We start from the raw sequence: 22,634 nt of genomic DNA on the forward strand, positions 1-22,634 counted from the left end.
TTCTATGCACAAGGAATCCCCCTCATTCAAAGGGGGATTCCTTATAGTTGTTCTTTTAACTTTTTCAACGCTTCTGCAGCAGCTTGTTGCTCTGCTTCTTTTTTCGACTTGCCACTACCAAGACCTAAGGCCACGTTATTTAACGTAACACGTGACACAAATTCTCGATTGTGAGCCGGTCCTTTTTCTTGCAAAATTTGATACTCAATATTGCCACTACCATCACGCTGAATCAACTCTTGTAATTGACTCTTATAATCCATCACATGAGAAAAAGCACCTTCATTAATTTTAGGGTATACAATTTCTTTTAAGAAGCCCCATACTGTTTCTAACCCTTGATCAAGATAAAGGGCACCAATAAACGCTTCAAAGACATCCGCTAATAAAGCTGGTCGTTCACGTCCGCCTGTCATTTCCTCACCTTTTCCTAATAAAACTAGGCTACCAAATGACAACTCGTTTGCAAAACGAACAAGAGATGGTTCACATACAATAGCTGCACGTAGTTTTGTTAACTCTCCTTCGCTCATTGTCGGATATTTTTGAAACAGATACTGCGATACAGTAAGTTCCAATACTGCATCTCCAAGGAATTCGAGACGCTCATTGTCTTCATGCGGTTTTTTTCGATGCTCATTCACATACGATGAATGCGTAAATGCTTGAATCAATAATTTTTCATCTGTAAACGTAATACCTATTTTTTCTTGAAATACTTTAAACGCTTCACGATATTTTGTTTCGTATTTTTTTTCTCTATATTTACGGTACGGCATAGGTCCCTCCAGATATAAGCCGAGAAGCCCCGCTAAAAAACGGGACTTCATTCAAGCATTATAGATGACTCTCTATGTAAGTCACAGCATCGCCAACAGTAGCAATCTTTTCAGCATCTTCATCAGAAATTTCCATTTCGAATTCGTCTTCTAATTGCATTACAAGTTCTACTACATCTAGGGAGTCTGCTCCTAAATCTTCCTTGAAGCTTGCAGCTGGTACTACTTCTGTTTCTTCTACTCCTAAACGATCAACGATAATTTTTGTTACACGCTCTAAAACATCTGCCATTCCATTCACCTCCCCTCAAATATTATATTAAATATTGTCCAAAAAAACTAGCTGAAATCGATTCTTTTATTACATTACCATACCGCCATCAACATTTAACGTTTGACCTGTAATATATTTGCTTTGATCAGAAGCAAAAAACGTTACAGCATTTGCGATATCTTGCGCTTCCCCAAACTGAGCTGCAGGAATTAATTTTAACATTTCAGCTTTTATATTTTCATCTAATACGTCTGTCATATCTGTCGCAATAAATCCAGGAGCAATTGCATTTACAGTAATATTACGGCTTGCTAACTCTTTTGCTGATGTTTTTGTTAATCCGATTACACCTGCTTTAGCAGCAACATAGTTTGCTTGTCCTGGGTTTCCCGTTACTCCGACAACAGAAGCGATATTTACAATACGTCCTTGACGTTGACGCATCATATATCGAGATACTGCCTTTGTACATAAGAATACACCTTTTAGGTTTGTATTAATAACTGTATCCCATTCTTCTTCTTTCATACGCATTAATAAATTATCTTTTGTTACACCTGCATTATTTACAAGAATATCAACTTGTCCAAATACATCTACAGTTTGTTTCACCATATTTGTAACGTCTTCAGCATTTGCAACATCTGCTCTTACTGCAATTGCATCCGAACCTAGTTTCTTTATTTCATCAACTACTTCATTTGCCTTTTGCTCGTTACCAGCATAGTTTACTACAACATTTGCCCCTTGTTTTGCTAAATCAATCGCAATTGCACGACCAATTCCACGTGAAGCACCCGTTACTAATGCTACTTTCCCTTTTAACATCAGTTTTCTCCTCTCAAATTTGAAATGGTATCTTGTAATGTCTCTTCATCGTATATCGCGTATGCTTTCACTGATGAATCAATTGACTTCATAAGTCCAGCAAGTACTTTCCCAGGTCCAATCTCAATAAATGTATCTACCCCTTGACTCACCATATATTCAATGGATGGATACCATAAGACAGGCGAATAGAGCTGCTCGATTAGCTTTTCTTGAATATGCGCACCACTTGTAATAACGTCTGCTGTTACATTTGCGATTACCGGAATATTCGTATCTTGAATTGTAATTTCATTTAAGACACTTTGGAATTTCTCCGCCGCTGGCTTCATAAGCGCAGAGTGGAACGGTCCACTTACTTTAAGCGGAATTGCTCTCTTTGCACCATGTTCTTTCGCTCTTTGAGAAGCAATCTCGACTCCTTGCTTTGTTCCAGAAATCACAATTTGCTTCGTACTATTCATATTAGCAATTTGTACTGCATACCCTTCACTTGTTACTTCTTCTGTAACTTGTTTCAGCATATGTGGATCAGCACCTAAAATAGCCGCCATTGCACCTTCTCCGCCAGGAACAGCTTCTTCCATATATTCCCCACGTTTCCTTACAGCATATACTGCATCCTCAAAAGTTAATGCACCCGCTGCTACAAGAGCGCTATACTCACCTAAACTATGCCCTGCGACAAAGTCTGGTGTAATATCATATTCTTTTAAAGCTGTCAAAATAGCAAAACTCGTTGTTAATAAAGCAGGTTGGGCATTTGTTGTTAACGTAAGCTTTTCCTGCGGCCCTTCAAAAATCACTTCTGAAAGTGAGTCTTGCAACACCTCATCTGCTTTTGCAAATACATTTGCAACCTCTTTATTATTCTCTGCTAACTGTTTACCCATTCCAACTGCCTGTGAACCTTGGCCCGGAAAAAGAAATGCTAGTTTTCCCATTTCAAACCCTCCTCTTATTGGAGTGGCTCTTTCTCCATTACGCTTGAAATAGTAGGAATAACTTCTTTCGCTACCATTTCTCTCGTTTGACGAATCGCACTAAATATCGATTGGTCATTGGAAGAACCGTGAGCCTTAATGACAGGAGCCTTCAATCCAAATAATGCCGCTCCTCCATACTCCGAATAATCCATTTTATCTTTTAATACCATAAGTTTTGGCTTTAATACCGCTGCTGCTAATTTGCTCGTAAACGAACTCATTAACTGTTCTTTTAACATAGAGAATAATGCAAGTGCTGTTCCTTCTAATGATTTCAGTGCTACATTCCCTGTAAAACCATCACATACAACAACATCTGCTACACCTTGCAATAAATCTCTTGATTCAACGTTCCCAACGAAATTAATTGGGGCATCTTTAAGCATTGCAAAGACTTGTTTTGAAAGCTCGTTACCTTTACCATCTTCTGTCCCAACATTTAAAAGTCCGACGCGAGGATTTTTAATTCCTCTTACTTTCTCAGCGTATACAGATCCCATTACTGCATATTGATATAAATGAATTGGTTTTGCATCAACGTTCGCTCCAACATCTAACATAACAAAACCTTCTCCATCAACAGTTGGCATTGTAGGGGATAAAGCTGGTCGCTCAATTCCTTCCATACGACCTACAACAAACAATCCAGCCGCCATTAAAGCTCCTGTACTACCAGCTGATATACAAGCATCCGCTACACCGTCTTTCACTTGCTGCGCCGCTAGTACCATTGAAGCTTGTTTTTTTCGACGAACCGCTCTTACGGGTTCATCTGTCGATTCGATTTTTTCATCTGTATGAAGTATAGTAATTCGTTCTTCACTCGTTAAGTATTGACGAATTTCCTCTTCTTTCCCTACTAACGTAATATGTAAATCAGAATATTCCTTAATAGCTTTCATTGCTCCTAGTACGACAGCCTTTGGAGCATGATCGCCGCCCATTGCATCTATTGCGATTTTCATAAGTTGTTACCTTCCTCACTATAATTACTAGATCGATACATTTCAAAAGTGCCTGTAAAAACAAGTTCTTCTCCAACAAAGCTACGCACTTTGACAACCGTCCGCCCTTTATCATTCTCTACATCTTCCACGCGCGCTTTTGCAACAACACGCTCTCCTAATTTTACAGGACGAATGTATCGAATGGTAGACTTTGCAGTTAAAGCTAATTCTTCATCAATAACCGCAACAGCTAGTGAGTTTGCTTGTGCAAACAAATGATGCCCACGGGCAATTTGATTTCTTTTAAATACGTGTTCTACCTTCACTTCAAAAATAGAAATCGCATGTCTATCTAATTCTATATCAATAATTTCTCCGACAACCTCTTCTAACGGTAAAGATTTCACATCTTCTTCATGTTGCTTTGTAGCTACATGTTTAATTCTTTCTCTTAATTCAGGAATAGATAATTCCATACGATCAAGACGTACAGTTTGTATACTCACTTGAAATTTTTCTGCTAAATCTTCATCCGTAATAAAAGGATTCGTTTCTATCGTTTGTTGTAATAATTCCTGTCTTTCTTTTTTACTTCTTCTTTTTTTCATACCGCACCATCCATTTTTATGACTAGGTACTAACAGTAGTATATAATCATTAAAAGTAGAATGCAACAAAAACTTTTGTTGCCTCCCTTTAATCGAGCTTCTCTCCCTGGAACACACCTGTCCCATCAAGATACGTACGCAACGACGCATATTGATCATTATGCCAAAATGCTTCTGAATCTACTAGTAACGCCGCATCTTGTCTAGCTGTTTCTAGCGCCCGATAATCATGTACCATATCAGCAACCTTGAATTCTGGTAAACCACTTTGCTTACTCCCAAAGAAATCTCCAGGACCTCTTAACTCTAAATCTTTTTCCGACAATACAAATCCATCATTCGTTTCGGTCATAATACGCATTCGTTCTTTTCCCGTTTCCGATTTTGGATCCGCGATTAATAAACAATACGATTGTTCACTACCACGCCCAACACGTCCTCTTAGCTGATGAAGCTGTGATAAACCGAAACGCTCTGCATCATAGATAACCATTACAGTCGCATTCGGTACGTTCACACCCACCTCAACAACTGTTGTCGACACAAGAATTTGCACTTTATTTTCACTAAATTGCCCCATTATCTCTTCTTTTTCTTGAGATGATAATCTTCCATGCATTAATCCGACTTGACATTTCCCCTGATAATGATGAGTCAGCATACTATGTAAGTCGATTGCATTTTGTACATCAAGTTTCTCAGATTCTTCAATTAGAGGACAAATAACATATGCTTGTCTTCCTTTTTTTATCTCTTTCTCTACAAAACCGAGAACACGATCTAACATGTCATGTTTTGCCCAGTATGTTTCAATTACCTTTCTACCAGCTGGCATCTCATCGATTATAGAAACATCCATCTCTCCAAATGCAGTAATTGCTAACGTACGTGGAATTGGTGTTGCTGTCATAAATAATACATCTGGACTTTCACCTTTCTCACGTAAAACTCGTCGCTGCGCTACACCAAATCGATGTTGTTCATCAGTAATCACGAGACCTAACCTATGAAAAATAACTTCATCTTGAATTAAAGCATGCGTTCCAACAAGGATATCTATTTCTCCTTGTTCTAATTTTGCCAAAATCTCTCGGCGTCTCACACCTTTAACTGAACTTGTTAACAATTCAACCTTCATACCAAAGTGCGAGAACGTCTCTGCGAGCGATTGATAATGTTGTTCTGCTAAAATTTCTGTTGGAACCATTAAAGCACCTTGATAATGCGCTAATTTCGCTGCATAAAGACCAATTGCAGCGACCACCGTTTTACCAGAACCTACATCACCTTGCAGCAGACGATTCATTCGATAAGGAGATGTCATATCTTTCATAATTTCATCTACAACTCGGCGTTGCGCACCAGTTAATGGAAACGGAAGTGCATCGATAAACTCTTGCAATTCTTCTGAAGGAATTTCTTTTTTCGTCCCTTTCGAATTTTCCCTCTCCATTTTTCGTAACGTTTGCATTTTCAACTGAAATAAGAAAAACTCTTCATATACAAACCGGCGACGCGCTTGCTTCAAGTCTTCCTGCCCCGATGGAAAATGCAAAGCCCGAAGTGCTTCATAACGTGGCAGTAATTTATACCGACTTAGCAATCCATCTGGTAACACTTCAACTATAGAGTCTCCATACTCCTTTAACGCTTGTGCAATAAAACGGCGCATCTGTTTTACTGTAAGTTTCCCTTTCACTGAGTACACAGGCTCCACTTCTTGTTGACGTACAACCGGTCCAAAATGAAGTTCTGATACCGCAATCGTTTGACGATGCTGGTCCCATTTTCCAGTAATCGTTACCGTTTCATCTAAATTTAACTTCTGCTTATAGTACGGCCTATTAAAACATACAGCTGTAATTAAATAACGACCTACGAGGACACGAACCGTAAGACGCGACTTCTTCTTCCCGTAATATTGCAGTAAAGGAGCACTATGAACTTTCCCCTCAACTGTTACACGTTCATCATGCTTTACTTCTGCAAGATCTTTCATCGCATAGTCTTCATAACGGTACGGAAAATGTTCTAATAGATGAGAAACTGTATAAATTCCCATCTCGTGTAGTAATTCAGATGTTTCTCCTCCGATTCCCTTTACATCCGTAACAGGAACTTGTACAACTTCATTCAAGATTCTCACGCTCCGTCACATTATTTTTTGATTCATTATCCATTAACATGATTGACATCTGTAATCGCTCTCTTTCACCCTATATATTCTATCATAGGCATTCTAAGAGAAACTACTCAAATCCCTCATAAACAACACGAAAGAAAAGAGCCTCACTATTAGCAGCAAGGCTCTTTTTTATCTTCAATATGCTAGCCTTTTGAATAAAAACTAGTAATAAACTTCATATTACTACTTATTATCCATTAGCAAGTAAGTAATCCATTTATTTTCAAAACGAATTTTTTCTTATTCTACAGAGAAGATGAAAGAATACACCGGTTGGTTTCCAGCATGTACTTCCACTTCTGCATCTTCAAAATTCTCTTCTACAAACTCAACTAATTCAGCTACTTCTTCATCAGTTGCATCTTCACCTTGTAGAATCGTTACGATTTCAGAATCTTCATCAATTAGTGCTTCTAGTAATTGCTTCGCAGCTCCTACTTTTTCAGCATTTGTTGATACGATTTTTCCATCTGCGATACACATGAAATCATCTTTTTGAATTTCCACACCATCAATTTCCGTATCACGTACAGCATACGTAATTTGACCTGTTTTCACATGAGATAAAGCTTCTTTCATGTTTTCTTCATTTTCCTCTAGCGTTCCAACTGGATTAAATGCTAACATTGCAGCCATACCTTGAGGAACTGTTTTTGAACGAACTACAATCACTTCTTGATCCACAACTGACGCTGCTTGTTCTGCTGCCATTACGATATTCCCGTTGTTCGGTAAAATAATGATTTTTTCAGCGTTTGCTTCTTCAATCGCCTTCACGATATCCTCAGTACTTGGATTCATCGTTTGGCCACCTTCGATAACTTTCGTCGCGCCAATGCTTTCAAATAAAGTTTTAATACCAGATCCCATAGCTACAGTTACGATACCATATGGTTGTTTCTCTTTAGGCTGGCTAGTTGGCTCAGGCATCATAGCAGGCTCATCTAATAAAGCGGTATGCTGTTCACGCATATTCTCTACTTTAATCTTTATTAAACTACCGTAACGTTGTCCGTAGTTCATAGCGTCTCCAGGATGTTCTGCATGAATATGAACTTTTACAATTTCATCATCAGATACAACTAGTAGTGAATCACCATACACACTAATATCTTCACGGAATTTTTGTTCAGAGAAATTATGTTCTTTCACTTTATCAGCTTCTAATTTCACCATGAACTCCGTACAATATCCATACTTAATATCTTCTGTACTCAATTGGCTTTGTACACTACGGTGATGTTCTGCGCGCACCATTTCATTCATAGATGGTTGGGCAGGTGCATCAGAAGAAATCGTTTCTCCTTTTAAGTCAGCTAAAAACCCTTCGTAAACTACTACAAGACCTTTACCACCGCTATCTACAACGCCAACTTGTTTTAATACAGGTAATAAATCTGGCGTACGATTTAACGATGCATTTGCTTCTTTCACAACGTCTTCCATAAACAAAACAAAGTCGCGCTGTTTTTTCGCAACTGTTACTGCATATTTACCCGTTTCTCTTGCAACCGTTAAAATCGTTCCTTCAATCGGTTTCATAACCGCTTTGTAAGCCGCCTCTACTCCAGCTTCTAAAGCTGCAGCAAAATCAACTGTTGTTAATTCTTCTTTTTGTTCAATGGATTTCGAGAAACCACGGAACAACTGAGATAAAATAACTCCAGAGTTACCACGAGCTCCCATTAATAATCCTTTGGCTAAACTTACGCCGACTTTACCAGCATGTTGTGAAGGATTTGCTTTCACTTCACGTGCGCCTGAAGTCATAGATAAGTTCATGTTTGTACCGGTATCGCCATCTGGAACTGGAAATACGTTTAATGCATCAACAAGCTGAACATTATTCGTTAAATTATTCGCTCCTTGAATGATCATTTGTGATAAACGTTTTCCATCAATTTTTTGAATTGACACAGATTTTCCTCCTTAATGCACATTACAAGTTTATTACTTTAACTCCTTGTACGTAGATGTTTACAGAATCTACTGCTAGTCCTACAGTTTGATCTAATGTATATTTCACTTTCGTCTGCACGTTATGTGCTACTTCTGAAATTTTCGTACCATAGCTCACAATAATATACATATCAATATGTACTTCATCTTCATCTTTACGAACAATAACACCTCTAGTGAAATTTTCTTTTCGTAAAATGTCTGTTAATCCATCTTTTAACTGATTTTTTGATGCCATACCTACGATACCGTAGCAATCTACCGCGGCACCTCCAGCAATTGTTGCAATTACATCTGTACTAATATCAATTTGACCGTACTTCGTTTTAATTTCAATTGACATCTCGTTTTCCCCCTTCATAAATGGTGAAAGTGAGTTAGACTACTTTAGTTACTATCATATAATCTTTTTAAAGAAAATTCCATCGTTCTTTCTTTTTCACTCTCATATTTTATGTTGAAAACTACACTTTTTTATGATGAGCAAAATAGTCCATTGTTATTATACAACATGTATCACTATAATATGTCAAGCAATTTTTCTTGATTTCAACTTTTCTTCATTGACATATAGTGTCAAGTAATTTTTCTTGATTTCTTTTTTCTACAGTGTTGCATTCTCTTTTTAGTTGTGTTAAATTATAGTAGTGTTTTTAGCATCGCATAAAAGACTAACATTGAAAAATTACGTATGGTAAGGTATCAAGGGAGGGAAATATAAATGGCTCGTGTTTGTGCTATTACTGGAAGAAAAGCTCGTTCTGGTAACTCTCGTTCTCACGCAATGAACGCTACAAAACGTAAGTGGGGCGCTAACCTTCAAAAAGTTCGCGTACGCATCGACGGAAAAGTTCAACGTGTTTACGTTTCTGCTAGAGCATTAAAATCTGGCAAAATCGAACGTGTTTAATAATAAAAAAAAGAGCCGCTAGGCTCTTTTTTTACTATACCAATGGAAAAAGCACCGGTAATAGGTGCTTTTTTTAATCTTTTTTGAAGGTATTTAACATGGCACGAACAATTCCACCAAGAAATTTAGGTAACTTAATTGTATAAAATCTCATGGTTTCCCTCCTAATCCCCATTACTCCACTTGGTCACTATATGATGTAAGGAGCAAAATTGTTTCTTTAATCAGTGCTTCTTATCACCATTAATATGCCAGAAGTAAATGAAAAAGTACCTTTTTCCTCAACGAGTTCATTACTAATACAAAGTGTGGATCCCCACTCTATTTTTTTATTCATTAGAGGGTATTTAAAACCAAGTAATGTAATCCCTTCCACTATTTCAGTAACAGGCACAAAAGATACATAAGGGAAATTTTTATTTTCTTCAATTATATGTGTACCCACTCTTTTTACACTTATTTCATTTTGATTGTCTACAATACACATCTCTATTCCTACTTCTAATCCTTTTAAAAGCATTTGTATATTCGCTAAACCGTGATCAAGTCTTCCGCCAGTAGCACCAAAAATACGAATGAGTGCCGGCTTTTGTTCTAACGCCCAGTTAATCGCAATTTCTAAATCTGTTTGATCTTTTTCACGAGGAACAATATGTAAATCATTTGTTTGTTGCCCCATCCATGCTAATTCTTCTTCAGTAACCGAGTCATAATCTCCAAACGCAACAGCAGGAGTAATACCTCTTTTTAATAAACGATATACTCCTCTATCAACTGCCGCCCACACTACTTTCTCATTTTCATATGAAGAAAAATCTGCACAATATTCCGCAGGTCCTCCCGCTAAAATATGAATAATCATGTTTCCTTCCCCTTCTATTGTAAAAAGGCAATCTGCCATTCGGTAGATTGCCTTTTTATATATTTTTTCTCTATCCTTTATAAATAGTGAAAACTTACTACACTAGAAGATTCACTGGGATAAAGACTTGTTCATTCATTATCCACGAATGACACGAATTGCTTCACCGCGGTCTTTTTGATTGTATACTGCTGACCCAGCTACAAGTACATTTGCTCCTGCTTCTACACAAAGTCTTGCTGTTTCAGCGTTTACACCACCATCAACTTCAATTTCTACTTCTAGATTGCGCTCTTTAACCATTTCTGCAACTTGTTTAATTTTCGGTAATACAGAATGGATAAATTTCTGCCCACCAAATCCAGGGTTTACTGTCATAAGTAATACCATATCAATATCTTCTAATACATGCTCAATCACTGAAACTGGCGTATGCGGATTTAATACAACTCCTGCTTTAATGCCATGAGATTTAATTAACTGAATTGTACGATGTAAATGAGGGCACGCCTCTACATGAACAGTAATAATATCCGCTCCCGCTTTTGCGAAAGTCGGGATATAGTTATCAGGATTTTCAATCATTAAATGTACATCTAACGGTAACGATGTGATCGGACGAATTGCTTCTACAATTAATGGTCCAATCGTAATATTTGGTACGAAATGTCCATCCATTACATCGACGTGAATGTAATCCGCTCCGCCTTTTTCTACATCTTTAATCTCTTCCCCTAATTTTGAAAAATCTGCTGATAAGATCGATGGTGCAATTTTAATCATAACTAATACCTCGGCTTTCTCTCTCTAATTTCTTCTACAAATTGTTTGTAATTCTTATAACGATATTCTGTAATCTTCCCCTCTTCAACCGCAGCCTTCACAGCGCATTTCGGTTCAGAAAGATGTGTACACCCTCTAAATTTACAGTATTGGCTCGCTTCTTTCAACTCTGGAAAACAATATGTAAGATCTTCTACCTCTATATCTATGAAATCGAGTGAACTAAAACCAGGTGTATCTGCAACTAGTCCGCTTCCAATCGCAATTAATTCTACGTGTCTTGTCGTATGTTTCCCGCGTCCTAAATGTGAGGAAATATCATTCGTTTTCAGTTCTAATTCTGGACGTAAGACGTTAAGCATAGAAGATTTTCCAACACCAGATTGCCCCGCAACAACGGAAACACAACCTTCTAAGAACGGTTTTAAAATATCAATACTTTCCGATGTATTTATAGAAGTAAATAATACATCATATCCCATCTCACGATAGTCATTTGCATAAGATTCAACAGTTTCTCTCATTTTTTCATCAACTAAATCCATCTTACTAATGCAAATAATCGGCTTAATGTTATGATATTCAATCAGCACTAAAAATCGATCTAACAGCCCCGGATTAAAATCTGGTTCTACTGCTGAAAAAACAAGAATTGCTTGATCAACATTAGCAATAGGAGGCCTAACAAGTTCATTTTTTCGATCAAATACTTCAAGTACGTATCCTTCACTTGGATTATCAGCCTGAAAAACAACTTGGTCTCCTACCAGTGGTGTAATTTTATTTTTTCTAAACACACCACGCCCGCGACATTGTGTAATCCCTTCTTCATGCTGCACATAATAAAATCCACTTAGAGCTTTTACAATTTTTCCTTCTGGCATATAATTCTCCTTTATTCTGTATAAAGTGAAGCTGGAATTCATATTGAATGGATTATCATTCTTTAAATAAAGATTTCAAAACCCGTCATATATACACATTAATAAATTTAATCTACCATCAAATTTAAAATATTATTTATAACAGTATCACTTTTATATCTTTTTGAATCATATATTTTTGCCTGTTATACAGTCCACTATATGTAGACAGCATAACAGGCAGAAGTAATACATTCCATTCTATTTAGAGATAAAATGGAATTCATTATTATTGAGTTGGGTATGGTACTTCTTTGTCGATAATCGTTACACCATCTCGTACAATTTTATAATGTCCTTTTGTACCTTCTTGAATTACAAATTCTAATGAAATAGTTGCCGACTCTGAAATTGTTCTAGTTTCAATTGGTCTATCCATTTTTTGTTGCATATCTTCTTTATAAATTTCTATCGTTTGCGGTTTTTTCTCACCTATTATAGAAGACTCATACGGAATAGAAATATTATCCACTTTCACGGTTTTCGTTACTTTCGGCTTAGGGCCCTCTGAGATGATAATCGTCACTTTATCCCCTTCTTTTAACGGCGTTCCCGGTTTTGGAGATTGCGAAATTACAAGTCCTTTATCAACAGTATCGGAATACTCTCGTTTTATATCTGGAGTTAGTTTCCTCTCATTCAAATAACCATTGACACTATTTTCAGTCCATCCTGAAAAGTCACCTGGTCTAATTTGATAAGGACCTTTACTTACCCAAATTTTCAGGTCTTGTTCCGCCTCTACTACCATTTGATCTGGCGTCGGAATTTGCTCAACGATTTCACCTTTTGGTCTATCATTTTCAATATAATTTATTGTAACTTGTTTATATTTTTCTTCTAATTCAGACCTTATGCTCTCAAAATCTTTCCCTGTAAGATCACTCATCTTACTTTTCTTTTTCCCACCTGATTGATAGATAGTAATTTTAGAGTTTTCTTTCACGACTCTTCCTGCCACAGGGTCTGTTTTTATAACATCACCGGTTTCAACATCATCTGTATATACAATATTAGGTTCCGTAACCTCAAAACCCTTTTCAACTAATGTATTTACTGCGGTCGTATATTTCATACCAGCCACATCAGGTACTTTTACATCTTTTGGAATAAAGAATCCTGGAATAACAGTAAGCGCTAACGTTATTCCAATCGCTAACAGTAAAAATGTTGTAATTAAAATTTTGAGCCATTTATTACTTCGTTTTTTCTTCTTACTTAAATCCGTTTCTTCTTTTCTTATCTGTTCATCCACTTTACTTCCTTGTAAAACAATTGTTTCATCAGTTACATTTTCGAATAATTGTTCCTGTTGAATAACCGGAATCGCTTTTGTCGCTTCCATATCTTCCGGTATGTAAAATGGCTGCTCATTTATCCTCTCTGGATATAGCGCAGTTTCAATATCTCGTTTCATCGCATTAGCAGATTGATATCGATGAAACGGATCTTTCGCAGTTGCCTTTAATATAATATTTTCGACACTTTGCGGAATATTTTCATTCCATCTTTTTGGAGACGGAATTTCACTTTGTAAATGTTTTAAAGCTATAGCAACAGCAGATTCGCCAGAAAATGGTTGTCTTCCTGTTAACAACTCAAACATAACAATCCCTAGGGAATAAATATCTGATTGTTTATTTGCTATCCCGCCACGTGCTTGTTCTGGTGATAAATAATGCACCGAACCGAGTACTGAATTTGTATGTGTAATTGTTGTTGCACTTGTAGCTGTCGCAATTCCAAAATCTGTTACTTTTATTACTCCATCAGCTCGAATTAAAATATTGTGCGGTTTAATATCGCGGTGCACAATTTCAAAATGATGGGCGTGTGCCATGGCGGATGTTAACTGCTCCATAATATCAAGAGCTTCTCCTATCGGTAACATTCCTTGCTCAATTATGTATTGCTTCAATGTTTGTCCTGGTACATACTCCATTACAAGATAATATATACCATCTTCTTCTCCGACATCATACATATTCACAATATTTGGATGCGACAACGTTGTAACAGACTGCGCTTCTCGATGGAAACGTTTAATAAACTCTTCGTTATTTGAATAGTCGAGTCTTAATATTTTCACCGCTACATCTCGGCCTAGTATATCATCATGAGCTAAATAAACATTGGCCATTCCACCGCCACCAATCATTTTCAGTAGCTTATAACGGTCATTTAAGCGTTTTCCAATCAGCACGTTGCACTTCACCTACTTTCGTTTGTCGAACCCGCATAATCAATGAGAACAAGGGTGATATTATCTTCCCCGCCACGATCATTCGCCAATTGAATGAGACGTTGTCCCTTAGTTTCTAGCTGTTCATTTAACTGTAAAACTTGTTGCATATCAGCAATAGAAACTTTGTTAGATAGTCCATCAGAGCAAAGAAGTAACTGATCATCTTCCTCTAGCACTAATGTTTTCACATCTAATCCGACTTTCTCTTCTGTTCCTAATGCCCTTAACAAAACATTCTTTTTCGGGTGATATTCTGCGTCTTCTTTTGAAATTTCACCATGTCTCACAAGTTCATTAACAAGTGAGTGATCTTCCGTTACAAGCGAGATTTCTCCCTCTGATACCATATAACAACGACTATCTCCTATATGACCTATCGTCACAAAATTTGGTGTACAAATCGCTATTATAAGTGTTGTTCCCATACCATTACATTCTACATGTTGCTTAGAGTATTCATATATACGCTCATTAATAATCCCCACGCTAGTATGTAACCACTCTTCTACTTTTTTTGGCTCGTTCATATTATGCGTTTGCTTCCAATAATCATGGAATAATTGAATGGTCATCGAGCTAGCTACATCACCAGCTCGATGACCTCCCATTCCATCTGCTACTACCGCTAAAATATTTCCATCTAAATTGTGAAAAACTCCTGCACTATCTTCATTATGTTGACGAACTTTTCCTTTATCTGATAGAAACACGGCTTTCATCTCGTCACCTCGTCTCTTCTTTGCGCTCCTTCGCACGCAACTGACCGCAGGCTGCATCAATATCATGACCTTGTTCACGGCGAATCGTTACATTTACTCCACGATCTTTTAACGTTTTTTCAAATAAGAAAATTTGTTCACGTGGCGTACGTACATAATCACGTTCAGGTACATAGTTTACCGGAATTAAGTTCACATGACATTTTACACCTTTCAAGAGCGCAGCAAGCTCTTCAGCGTGCTCAACTTGGTCATTTTCGCCTCCAAATAGTCCATATTCAAAAGTAATACGACGCCCTGTTCTATTTACATAGTATTTAATAGCTTCCATCAAATCTGGTAGCTTATAAGCACGGTTAATCGGCATTAATTTTGAACGTAATTCTGAGTTTGGAGCATGCAGTGAAATCGCAAAATTAATTTGTAAATCTTCTTCAGCGAACTTATAAATTTTCGGGATGATTCCACTTGTCGAAACTGTCATATGTCTCGCACCAATATGAAGTCCTTTTTCATGATTAATGATGCGTAAGAATCCCATTAAATTATCATAGTTATCAAATGGTTCTCCAATTCCCATAACGACAAGAGAACTTACACGTTCTTCTGATTCATCAAGTGCACGTTGCACTTCTACTACTTGTGCTACAATTTCTCCAGCTTCTAAGTTTCGCTTTAAACCGCCAAGCGTTGAAGCACAGAACGTACACCCAATACGACAACCTACTTGTGTTGTTACACAAATGGAATTTCCATATTCATGTCGCATTAATACCGTTTCAATAGAATATCCATCATATAATTGGAATAAGAATTTAATTGTTCCATCCGAAGACGTTTGTTTTACTAACGTATTTAAAGTAGTAATATCAAAGGAATTCGACAATTTTTCACGCAATCCTTTAGAAAGGTTTGACATATCCTCATAATTTTTTACACGTTTTTTATATAACCAATCAAAAATTTGTCCAGCACGGAACTTTGGTTCTCCTTGCTCCTTTAACCAATCTTGCATTTCATGAAGTTGTAAAGAGTAAATTGATGGTTTTTTCGTTTCTAAATTTTTCTTTTGTTTTCTCACAGTCGTTTCCACGATGCTACACCTTCTTCCTTAAACAAGCAATATAAAAGCCATCTGTTGCAAAATAATGCGGTAAAATTTGTACTTGACCTTCATCAATATACGGACTTAACTTTTCTGGCATACGCTCTTTTATCGTAGTATCCCACTCGAACTCAGGATGCTCTTGTAAAAATCGTTCTATTACTTGTTCATTTTCTATTTTCTCAATTGTACACGTACTATAAACAAGGCGACCACCTTGTTTTAATAACGGTGCGATTTTTTCTAGTATTGCAAGTTGAATCGTCGATAGTCTTTCACTATCGCCTTTATCTTTACCTAACTTAATATCAGGCTTACGTCTAATTACACCAAATCCAGAACATGGGGCATCTACTAATATTTTATCAAACGTTTCATTTGCAAAGTGTTCTTGTACTTTTCTAGCATCTAATGCCTTTGTTTCGACATTTCCTAGACCAAGTCGCTCTGCTTGTTGTTTAATTAAACGTACTTTGTGTGCATGTAAATCAAGGGACATGACTTGACCAGTTCCTTTTAATCGCTCTGCAATATGCGTTGTTTTTCCACCTGGAGCAGCACAACTATCAAGAACTACATCTCCCTCATCTGGTTCTAAGGCACGTGCTACCAGCATAGAACTTTCATCTTGAATAGAAAGAAAACCTTTTTTAAACGCATCTGTGTGCGCTACATTCCCTCTTTCAATTTGAATTGCATCATCTGATAAATCGCCACGCTTCGCTTCTATACCTTCACTAGCTAATAATGTAATTGCTTCTTCTACTGTTATTTTATCAACATTTACACGCGCTGTTGGTACAGGCGGTAACATGTTCACTTCACACATTTTCTCAGCAGTTTCTAAACCATATTCTGAAGCCCATTCTTGGACAAGCCAAACTGGATGACTTGTTGCAGTTGCCAAGCGTTCTACCGGATCTTTGATTTCATCTACAGAAGGTACACCTTCTCTTTGAATCGAACGTAATACACCGTTCACCATACCAGCAATTCCTTTATGCCCGCGACGCTTTGCAATCTCAACGGCTTCATGAATAGCCGCTCTTTCTGGTACTCGGTCTAAATAGATCATCTGATATAACGATAAACGAAGCAATACCCTTACCCATGCCTCAACCTTCTTTTTTAAAAAAGGTTGTAAATAATAATCTAATGTATCACGACGTTGAATTGTTCCATATACAATTTCAGTTAATAAACCAATATCTTTTCTATCAATTGTACTTTTTTCAATTAGATTATTTAAAAGTAAGTTACTGTATGCACCACTTTTTTCTACTTGAATTAAACCATCAAGAGCTAATTCACGAACATTTTGTCTCATGCATTTTCTCCTAACTTCGTTCCAATTTCAGGTTTTGTGCCACGTAAAAATTGCTCACAACTCATACGCTTTTTACCAGAAGGTTGTAATTCTGTAATTTTAACACCCGTTTCATTACCAGTTGCTACAACGAAACCATCTTCTTCGATCGCAACAATCGTACCTGCTTCAGCTGATTTCGTTACAGGTACTTTTTCTCCCCACCATACTTTAACAACTTGTCCTGCTAAAGTTGTATAAGCAACTGGCCATGGATTCAATCCGCGAATGTGATTGTATACTTCTTCACCTGTTTTTGTCCAATCAATTTTCTCTTGCTCACGTTTTATATTATATGCAAACGTTACTTCTTCCTCGTTTTGTTTAATTGGTTCTAACTTACCTTGAATTAGTAAAGGTACTGTTTTAGATAAAAGATGTGCCCCTGCTTCACTTAACTTATCAAATAACGAGCCTGTCGTTTCACGCTCTTCAATTTCCACTTCTACTTGCGTTAAAATATCACCAGCATCCAATTTTTCTACCATATACATAATTGTAATACCTGTTTTTTCTTTCCCTTCCATAATTGCATAATGGATTGGTGCACCACCACGAAGTTCAGGAAGTAAAGAAGCGTGGACGTTAATACATCCATACTTTGGTGCTTCTAAAATTTCATTTGGTACAATTTGACCGAACGCAGCTGTTACAATTAAATCCGGCTCTAATGCCAATACTTTTTCATATTCGTCTTTTTCACGGATTCTTAACGGTTGTAACACTGGAATACCATGTTTTTCTGCTTCCACTTTAACAGGTGTAGGTGTTAATACTTTCTTTCTGCCTACCGGACGATCTGGTTGCGTCACAACACCTATTACATCATAGCCATCTTCAATAAGACGACGAAGCACCGGCACTGAAAAGTCCGGTGTTCCCATAAATACTACTTTTATCATTTAAAAACCGCTCCTTTTAATACCTATTCTAATTCGTTTTCCTCATAATATCTTGTCACTTTCGATGTAAATAACACACCGTGTAAATGATCGATTTCATGTTGAATTGCACGCGCTAAAAACCCTTCTGCTTCTAGTAAAAATACTTTGCCTCGACGATTTTGCGCACGCACTTTAATATAATCCGCACGTTCCACTTCACCATAAAGTCCCGGGAAGCTTAAACAGCCTTCGGGACCTACTTGTTCACCACGTTTTTCTAATATCGATGGATTGATTAACTCAATTTTCCCAGTATCATCACCGATATCAACTACCGCCACTTGCAAGCTTACCCCTACTTGAGGCGCAGCTAAACCGACTCCGTCCGCAATTAACATTGTTTCATGCATATCTTTCAACAATTTCACTAACTTTTTATCAAAGTTAATTACTCTTTCACACGGTGTTTCTAACACTTCATTTGGATGCTTTACTATTTCTAAAACTGCCATATTTCCCTCCGCTACATTAACATTGTTGGATTAAAATCAATTGAGATTTGTAGCTCTTTTTGCATTTCTGCTTGATAATGTTCATTTACCATTTTGAGCACGTTCTTTAAGTTTGGTTCCCGTTTGTATTTTATCATGCATTGATAACGATATCTATCTTTTATCCTTGGAATTGCTGAAGCAACCGGTCCTAACACCATCGTTTGCTGCGAACAGTGCGTCCGTAAATACAAGGCAATTTTTTCCGTCACTTGTACTGCCTTTAATAATTCTGGATGAGATACCGTCACAAGTACAACATAGTAATAAGGTGGGTATTGTCTCGTTCGCCTCATTTGCATTTCTTGATCAAAAAACACATCATATTGTTGGTTCTTTGCTAACTCTATACTATAATGTTCTGGCGTATACGTTTGAATGATAACTTCCCCTGGCAATTCATGTCGGCCTGCTCGTCCACTTACTTGCGTCAATAACTGATAAGTCTTTTCACTCGCCCGGAAATCAGGTAAATGAAGCATCGTATCAGCAGTTAAAACACCAACAAGCGTTACTTTCGGAAAATCTAACCCTTTTGCAATCATTTGTGTTCCAAGTAATATATCTGCTTTTTCTTCCCCGAACGCCTTTAATAATTTCTCATGCATCCCTTTACGACTCGTCGTATCTACATCCATTCGAATGACTCGTGCCTCTGGAAATAGTTTTGTAATTTCTTCTTCGACCTTTTGCGTACCTGTACCAAAGAAACGAATGTATGTACTTTGACAAGCAGGACACGCAGTCGGCATATTTTCTTCGTAACTGCAATAATGGCATTTTAAACGATGATTCATTTTATGATATGTCAGCGAGATATCACAATGCGGACATTGTACAACATACCCGCAATCACGGCACATAACAAATGTAGAATGACCTCTTCTATTTAAAAAGAGCACCATTTGTTCTTTCTTTTCTAACCGATCTGCTATTTTTTCATGCAGTGCCTTTGAAAACATGGAGCGATTCCCGTCACGAAGTTCTTCACGCATATCAACAATCTCTACTGTCGGTAAAGCTTGTTCGTTCATACGTTTTTCCATCGTCAGTAATTCATACACACCTTTTTTCGCTCTTGCAAACGATTCAAGCGTCGGTGTTGCACTACCAAGAACGATAGGGCATTTATGATATTGTCCTCTCCACACAGCTACATCCCTTGCATGATACCTCGGATTATCTTCTTGCTTGTAGCTCGATTCATGTTCCTCATCAATAATAATAATCCCTAAATTTTCAAAAGGAGCAAATACAGCTGAACGTGCACCAACTACGACTTTCACTTCTTTTCTTAAAATCTTACGCCATTCATCATATTTTTCTCCAACAGACAGCGCACTATGAAGAACTGCAACTTGTGAGCCAAATCTACCTTTAAAACGATCTACCATCTGAGGCGTTAGTGCAATTTCAGGAACAAGTACAATAGCTTCTTTTCCTTTCTCGAGCACCGCTGCTATAGATTGTAAATATACTTCTGTTTTTCCGCTTCCTGTAACACCATATAGTAAAAATGGATTGTAAGTTTCATTTGTAATTGATGATAAAATCGGTGTAATAACTTGCTTTTGTTCCTCAGTAAGTGGGAATGGTTTCGTTTGTTCAAAATCGTCATCGTCATACGGATTTCGGTACACTTCCACATACTTTTCTGAGAGTAGTCCCTTTTTAACAAGTGCTTTAATTGGAGCATCTGTTATTTGTAACTCTTCTGTTATTACTTTCAACGGTACACTTTTATAATTTTCCACAAAATAATAGAGGACATCTTGTTGTTTTTTACTTTTCAGTTCAAATGCTGCTAATTCTAATTTATCTTCTGGCAACTCCGGTTGAACGACTCTTTGTTTCTTCTTTTGTACTTTATCTTTTACTTGATAAACAACTTCAATCGTACCATGTTTAATTTCTTGTTGAATCGTGCGGTATAGCTGTGGCTGCGTCTCAATCGCTTCCCAATCTATCGCTTCTTTGTCCTGAAATAAAAACAGTAGTTCAGGTGCTACTTCTTCTTGTTTACGAAGTTGTAGACGTTTTTTATATGTTGCTTTTATCGCCGTTGGAAGCATAACTTGAAAAGCTGAAATCATATAACATAACGTTTCACTTGTAAGCCAATACCCTAGCTTTAACAACTCTTCATTTAAAACGGGTGTTACATCTAAAATTTCATGAATTGTCTTTAACTTCTTACTTTCTACTTCAACCGAATCTTTAATCCCAATAATAAAACCTTGCAATTTCCTTGGGCCAAACGGAACTACTACACGCATGCCTGTCTGGACAATATCTTCCCATTTTTCAGGGATAATATAATCAAATGGTCGATCTGTCTGACGTGCAGGTACATCAACAATTACACTTGCAAATTTCATAGACGATCATCTTCTAACATCATTTCAATTTGCTTTAATATTTCACGAGCAACCTCTTTCTTCGTTAAAAGTGGCAACTCTATAACTTCTCCATCTTTTCTATACATTGTTACAATGTTCGTATCTGTACCAAATCCAGCTCCTTGCGCCTTTACGTCGTTTGCAACAATCATATTCGCATTTTTCTCACGTAATTTTTTCGTTGCATATTCCTCTACGTTTGTCGTTTCAGCCGCAAAACCGATAAGTAACTGTTTGTCTTTCATCTCACCTAACGTTTTTAAAATATCTACTGTTCTCTCAAGTTCAATTACAGCATCGCCATTTTTCTTTTTCATTTTATTATCATGAACGTATTTCGGGCGATAATCTGCAACTGCTGCTGTTTTAATAACAACATCCACGTCTTCATAATGTTGAATAACCGCCTCTAACATATCTTGTGCAGATTCCACTTGCACCGTAGTTACATGTAATGGTGGATGTAATGCTGTCGGTCCCGAAACGAGTATAACATCAGCGCCTAAGTTCGCTGCCACTTCCGCAATCGCATATCCCATTTTTCCAGAAGAAAAATTGGTCATAAAACGAACTGGATCAATCTTTTCACGTGTTGGACCAGCAGTTATTAATATTCTTTTTCCATGCAATGGTTTTTGTTCTGAAAAAGCCTCTTCTAACCGTGCGATAATCGCTTCAGGTTCTTCTAATCTTCCTTTCGCTACATAACCACACGCTAAAAAACCTTCTCCAGGCTCAATAAATGTATATCCTAACGTTTTTAACGTCATCATATTTTTTTGAACAATTTTATTTTCATACATATGCACATTCATAGCAGGTGCAATCCACACTGGGGCTGTAGTAGCTAACAAAGTAGTTGTAATCATATCATCTGCAATACCGTTAGCTAACTTTCCAATACAATTGGCTGTAGCAGGTGCAACAAGTACAACATCTGCCCAATCTGCTAAATCGATATGAGCAATAACAGCTGAGTCTTTCTCATCGAATGTATCCGTATATACATCATGGCGAGAAAGCGCTTGGAATGTAAGAGGTGTAACAAATTTCATTGCCGACTCACTCATCATTACTTTTACAATAGCACCAGATTGTGTCAATTTACTCGTTAACGCAGCCGCTTTAAAGACCGCAATGCCTCCTGTTACACATAAAAGTATCTTTTTCCCTTTTAGCATATGGCTCGTCCTCTTTCTTTTTCAAACTTATAATACTGAAACAAGATTATCAGCTCATCAGTATCAATATTTCTTCCCTACCGTAAAAAAATAACAACCTACTTGTAAATAGGTTGTTACCGTTACATAGAAAATTATAA

General features: G+C 37.2%; 22 protein-coding genes. 1 reads left to right on the plus strand and 21 read right to left on the minus strand.

Annotated elements, in window-relative coordinates:
* Positions 1-41 precede the first annotated feature (41 nt).
* From rncS to MR070_RS00625, 9 genes are all read right to left on the minus strand, one after another.
* On the minus strand, positions 42-779 hold the full coding sequence (rncS, locus tag MR070_RS00585) for a ribonuclease III (RefSeq protein ID WP_001146876.1): 738 nt from the start codon (positions 777-779) through the stop codon (positions 42-44).
* A gap of 58 nt (positions 780-837) precedes the next feature.
* The gene (gene acpP / locus MR070_RS00590) at positions 838-1,071 is read right to left on the minus strand and encodes an acyl carrier protein (protein WP_000786062.1); all 234 of its coding nucleotides are present in this window, start codon (positions 1,069-1,071) and stop codon (positions 838-840) included.
* Between the two features lie 69 nt (positions 1,072-1,140).
* Positions 1,141-1,881: a 3-oxoacyl-[acyl-carrier-protein] reductase gene (fabG, locus tag MR070_RS00595; RefSeq protein ID WP_000911785.1), complete on the minus strand. Its 741-nt coding sequence runs from the start codon at positions 1,879-1,881 to the stop codon at positions 1,141-1,143.
* A complete protein-coding gene (fabD, locus tag MR070_RS00600) occupies positions 1,881-2,825 on the minus strand; it encodes an ACP S-malonyltransferase (protein ID WP_000516951.1) in 945 nt (314 codons plus the stop codon). The genes fabG and fabD overlap by 1 nt, the downstream gene beginning before the upstream one ends.
* 14 nt (positions 2,826-2,839) lie before the next feature.
* Positions 2,840-3,832, minus strand: a complete 993-nt coding sequence (gene plsX, locus MR070_RS00605) for a phosphate acyltransferase PlsX (protein ID WP_000684108.1) — start codon at positions 3,830-3,832, stop codon at positions 2,840-2,842.
* Positions 3,829-4,422, minus strand: a complete 594-nt coding sequence (gene fapR / locus MR070_RS00610; protein WP_000747352.1) for a transcription factor FapR — start codon at positions 4,420-4,422, stop codon at positions 3,829-3,831. The genes plsX and fapR overlap by 4 nt, the downstream gene beginning before the upstream one ends.
* Positions 4,423-4,510: 88 nt before the next feature.
* Entirely contained in the window at positions 4,511-6,559 is a 2,049-nt protein-coding gene (gene recG / locus MR070_RS00615; protein WP_001006880.1) for an ATP-dependent DNA helicase RecG, read from the minus strand.
* A gap of 288 nt (positions 6,560-6,847) precedes the next feature.
* On the minus strand, positions 6,848-8,524 hold the full coding sequence (locus tag MR070_RS00620) for a DAK2 domain-containing protein (RefSeq protein WP_242260373.1): 1,677 nt from the start codon (positions 8,522-8,524) through the stop codon (positions 6,848-6,850).
* A gap of 22 nt (positions 8,525-8,546) precedes the next feature.
* On the minus strand, positions 8,547-8,909 hold the full coding sequence (locus MR070_RS00625) for an Asp23/Gls24 family envelope stress response protein (RefSeq protein WP_000021109.1): 363 nt from the start codon (positions 8,907-8,909) through the stop codon (positions 8,547-8,549).
* Positions 8,910-9,287: 378 nt separating this feature from the next.
* Between MR070_RS00625 and rpmB the strand changes: the two genes are divergently transcribed.
* Positions 9,288-9,476, plus strand: coding sequence for a 50S ribosomal protein L28 (rpmB, locus tag MR070_RS00630; protein WP_000124776.1), 189 nt, complete (start codon positions 9,288-9,290; stop codon positions 9,474-9,476).
* A 73-nt stretch (positions 9,477-9,549) separates the two neighbouring features.
* On the opposite strand, the gene spoVM is transcribed toward rpmB, so the two are convergent.
* The 12 genes from spoVM to coaBC all read right to left on the minus strand — a co-directional run bounded on the left by spoVM (position 9,550) and on the right by coaBC (position 22,494).
* Entirely contained in the window at positions 9,550-9,630 is an 81-nt protein-coding gene (gene spoVM, locus MR070_RS00635) for a stage V sporulation protein SpoVM (protein ID WP_001213599.1), read from the minus strand.
* 66 nt (positions 9,631-9,696) lie between these two features.
* A complete protein-coding gene (locus MR070_RS00640; protein ID WP_041184135.1) occupies positions 9,697-10,377 on the minus strand; it encodes a thiamine diphosphokinase in 681 nt (226 codons plus the stop codon).
* A gap of 99 nt (positions 10,378-10,476) precedes the next feature.
* On the minus strand, positions 10,477-11,121 hold the full coding sequence (gene rpe, locus MR070_RS00645) for a ribulose-phosphate 3-epimerase (protein ID WP_000589966.1): 645 nt from the start codon (positions 11,119-11,121) through the stop codon (positions 10,477-10,479).
* A 2-nt stretch (positions 11,122-11,123) separates the two neighbouring features.
* The gene (gene rsgA / locus MR070_RS00650) at positions 11,124-12,005 is read right to left on the minus strand and encodes a ribosome small subunit-dependent GTPase A (protein WP_001113936.1); all 882 of its coding nucleotides are present in this window, start codon (positions 12,003-12,005) and stop codon (positions 11,124-11,126) included.
* A 268-nt stretch (positions 12,006-12,273) separates the two neighbouring features.
* Positions 12,274-14,247 carry a serine/threonine protein kinase PrkC gene (gene prkC, locus MR070_RS00655; RefSeq protein ID WP_000904734.1) on the minus strand — a complete coding sequence of 658 codons (1,974 nt, stop codon included), beginning with the start codon at positions 14,245-14,247 and terminating at the stop codon, positions 12,274-12,276.
* An 8-nt stretch (positions 14,248-14,255) separates the two neighbouring features.
* Entirely contained in the window at positions 14,256-15,008 is a 753-nt protein-coding gene (locus MR070_RS00660) for a Stp1/IreP family PP2C-type Ser/Thr phosphatase (RefSeq protein WP_000648696.1), read from the minus strand.
* A 4-nt stretch (positions 15,009-15,012) separates the two neighbouring features.
* On the minus strand, positions 15,013-16,101 hold the full coding sequence (gene rlmN / locus MR070_RS00665; RefSeq protein WP_000450543.1) for a dual-specificity RNA methyltransferase RlmN: 1,089 nt from the start codon (positions 16,099-16,101) through the stop codon (positions 15,013-15,015).
* 4 nt (positions 16,102-16,105) lie between these two features.
* Positions 16,106-17,440 carry a 16S rRNA (cytosine(967)-C(5))-methyltransferase RsmB gene (rsmB, locus tag MR070_RS00670; RefSeq protein ID WP_001249687.1) on the minus strand — a complete coding sequence of 445 codons (1,335 nt, stop codon included), beginning with the start codon at positions 17,438-17,440 and terminating at the stop codon, positions 16,106-16,108.
* Positions 17,437-18,381 (minus strand): methionyl-tRNA formyltransferase, encoded by a 945-nt coding sequence (gene fmt, locus MR070_RS00675; protein ID WP_000598789.1) that lies wholly within the window; start codon positions 18,379-18,381, stop codon positions 17,437-17,439. Before fmt ends, rsmB begins: the two co-directional genes overlap by 4 nt.
* Before the next feature lie 23 nt (positions 18,382-18,404).
* A complete protein-coding gene (gene def / locus MR070_RS00680; protein ID WP_000279468.1) occupies positions 18,405-18,875 on the minus strand; it encodes a peptide deformylase in 471 nt (156 codons plus the stop codon).
* 11 nt (positions 18,876-18,886) lie between these two features.
* Entirely contained in the window at positions 18,887-21,292 is a 2,406-nt protein-coding gene (gene priA / locus MR070_RS00685) for a primosomal protein N' (RefSeq protein WP_000666700.1), read from the minus strand.
* Positions 21,289-22,494: a bifunctional phosphopantothenoylcysteine decarboxylase/phosphopantothenate--cysteine ligase CoaBC gene (gene coaBC / locus MR070_RS00690; RefSeq protein WP_000911756.1), complete on the minus strand. Its 1,206-nt coding sequence runs from the start codon at positions 22,492-22,494 to the stop codon at positions 21,289-21,291. Before coaBC ends, priA begins: the two co-directional genes overlap by 4 nt.
* Positions 22,495-22,634 lie beyond the last annotated feature (140 nt).

It is taken from the genome of Bacillus cereus group sp. BfR-BA-01453 (assembly GCF_022662915.1).
Classification (GTDB): Bacteria; Bacillota; Bacilli; order Bacillales; family Bacillaceae_G; genus Bacillus_A; species Bacillus_A paranthracis.

What these genes read in the sequence shown, in the direction of transcription:
- rncS (WP_001146876.1), bottom strand. Translation starts at nt 779, where the DNA reads ATGCCGTACCGTAAATATAGAGAAAAAAAATACGAAACAAAATATCGT.
- acpP (WP_000786062.1), bottom strand. Translation starts at nt 1,071, where the DNA reads ATGGCAGATGTTTTAGAGCGTGTAACAAAAATTATCGTTGATCGTTTA.
- fabG (WP_000911785.1), bottom strand. Translation starts at nt 1,881, where the DNA reads ATGTTAAAAGGGAAAGTAGCATTAGTAACGGGTGCTTCACGTGGAATT.
- fabD (WP_000516951.1), bottom strand. Translation starts at nt 2,825, where the DNA reads ATGGGAAAACTAGCATTTCTTTTTCCGGGCCAAGGTTCACAGGCAGTT.
- plsX (WP_000684108.1), bottom strand. Translation starts at nt 3,832, where the DNA reads ATGAAAATCGCAATAGATGCAATGGGCGGCGATCATGCTCCAAAGGCT.
- fapR (WP_000747352.1), bottom strand. Translation starts at nt 4,422, where the DNA reads ATGAAAAAAAGAAGAAGTAAAAAAGAAAGACAGGAATTATTACAACAA.
- MR070_RS00625 (WP_000021109.1), bottom strand. Translation starts at nt 8,909, where the DNA reads ATGTCAATTGAAATTAAAACGAAGTACGGTCAAATTGATATTAGTACA.
- rpmB (WP_000124776.1), top strand. Translation starts at nt 9,288, where the DNA reads ATGGCTCGTGTTTGTGCTATTACTGGAAGAAAAGCTCGTTCTGGTAAC.
- spoVM (WP_001213599.1), bottom strand. Translation starts at nt 9,630, where the DNA reads ATGAGATTTTATACAATTAAGTTACCTAAATTTCTTGGTGGAATTGTT.
- MR070_RS00640 (WP_041184135.1), bottom strand. Translation starts at nt 10,377, where the DNA reads ATGGCAGATTGCCTTTTTACAATAGAAGGGGAAGGAAACATGATTATT.
- rpe (WP_000589966.1), bottom strand. Translation starts at nt 11,121, where the DNA reads ATGATTAAAATTGCACCATCGATCTTATCAGCAGATTTTTCAAAATTA.
- rsgA (WP_001113936.1), bottom strand. Translation starts at nt 12,005, where the DNA reads ATGCCAGAAGGAAAAATTGTAAAAGCTCTAAGTGGATTTTATTATGTG.
- MR070_RS00660 (WP_000648696.1), bottom strand. Translation starts at nt 15,008, where the DNA reads ATGAAAGCCGTGTTTCTATCAGATAAAGGAAAAGTTCGTCAACATAAT.
- rsmB (WP_001249687.1), bottom strand. Translation starts at nt 17,440, where the DNA reads ATGAGACAAAATGTTCGTGAATTAGCTCTTGATGGTTTAATTCAAGTA.
- fmt (WP_000598789.1), bottom strand. Translation starts at nt 18,381, where the DNA reads ATGATAAAAGTAGTATTTATGGGAACACCGGACTTTTCAGTGCCGGTG.
- def (WP_000279468.1), bottom strand. Translation starts at nt 18,875, where the DNA reads ATGGCAGTTTTAGAAATAGTAAAGCATCCAAATGAAGTGTTAGAAACA.
- priA (WP_000666700.1), bottom strand. Translation starts at nt 21,292, where the DNA reads ATGAAATTTGCAAGTGTAATTGTTGATGTACCTGCACGTCAGACAGAT.
- coaBC (WP_000911756.1), bottom strand. Translation starts at nt 22,494, where the DNA reads ATGCTAAAAGGGAAAAAGATACTTTTATGTGTAACAGGAGGCATTGCG.